Below are 1,197 nucleotides of genomic sequence, written 5' to 3'. Positions count from 1 at the left end.
CCGCGACCTGCGCGTCACGATGGCCCGACGCTCGGGACACCTCCCCGAAGACGCGAGCGACGCCGCGGTCGATGCCGCGCTCGAGCGCGTCGAAAAAGCGCGCTCGTGGGCGGTCCGGACGGACAACGAGTTCAACTACCGCCTCGCGGAGACGCTCCCGGAGACGGAGTTCGACGCCGACACCGAGGCCGCTCTCGGGGCCCTCGCCGACGTCGTCGCGGACGAATCGCCCGACGAGGAGGCCCTCCAGGAAGCGATCTACGAGACGGCCCGCGATCACGACCTCGACGTCGGGGAGTTCTTTTCGGCTGGCTACCGGCTCTTTCTCGACGAGTCTGAGGGACCACGTCTCGGGCCGTTCCTCGCGGCGATGGACGACGCCTTCGTCGTCCGGCGGCTTCGATGCGAGAAATGACGCGACTGCGTCGGCGCGTGGCCCTCGGCGTCCCCGTGCCGGCGGTACCCCCGGTTTCGGAACGGGCCGCCCCGACGGAACGACTTTTCAGTAGCCGAGACCCTACGTGCATTCGATGAACACGCTGTCTTGGATTCTGGTCGGGATCCTCGTCTACACGGTCGGCGCGATGGCGCTCGATTCGCGCGGGCTGTTGCCGTCGTCGTTCAGGCTCTCCGGGCCGATCCTGACGATCCACACGAAACGCGGGCGGGCGTTCCTCGAGTGGCTCGCCTCGCCCAAGCGGCTCTGGCGCGCGTGGGGGAACCTGGGCGTCGGGGTCGCGCTCGTCATCATGGTTGGATCGTTCTTTGCGGTGTTGCTGTCGGCGGTCAGCACGATCTCACAGCCGCAGGCGGCCGGCTTCGTCCGCCCGCAGGACGCCCTCGTCATCCCCGGCGTCAACCAGTTTCTCCCGTGGGCGGCCGCGGTCGACATCGTCGTCGGCCTGCTCGTCGGCCTGGTGGTCCACGAGGGCGGCCACGGCCTGCTGTGTCGCGTCGAGGACATCGAGATCGAGTCGATGGGCGTGGCACTGCTGGCGTTCGTCCCGATGGGCGCGTTCGTCCAACCCGACGAGGAGAGCCAGGCGGCCGCCGACCGCGGCGGCCGGACGCGGATGTTCGCCGCCGGCGTGACCAACAACTTCCTCGTGACTGCGGTCTCGTTCGCGTTGCTTTTCGCCCTCGTCGCGAGCCTCGTCACCGTCGTTCCCGGCGTCGCGATCGGCGGCACCCTTCCCG

At 69.3% G+C, this 1,197-nt stretch carries 1 protein-coding gene and 1 pseudogene; both read left to right on the top strand.

The genetic code is table 11. The annotated features are described in order from the left end of the window. Positions 1 to 415 (top strand): annotated as a pseudogene (locus DP106_RS15175) (lysine--tRNA ligase); the annotation flags it as partial. 115 nt (positions 416 to 530) lie between these two features. After that, on the top strand, positions 531 to 1,197 hold a 667-nt coding region (locus tag DP106_RS15170; protein ID WP_205738965.1), incomplete at its 3' end, for a site-2 protease family protein.

Origin of the sequence: Halonotius pteroides (assembly GCF_003605635.1) — an archaeon.
GTDB classification, from domain to species: domain Archaea; phylum Halobacteriota; class Halobacteria; order Halobacteriales; family Haloferacaceae; genus Halonotius; species Halonotius pteroides.
The sequence above is the reverse complement of the archived record's forward strand: the minus strand, read 5'-3'. Positions and strand labels throughout refer to the sequence as shown.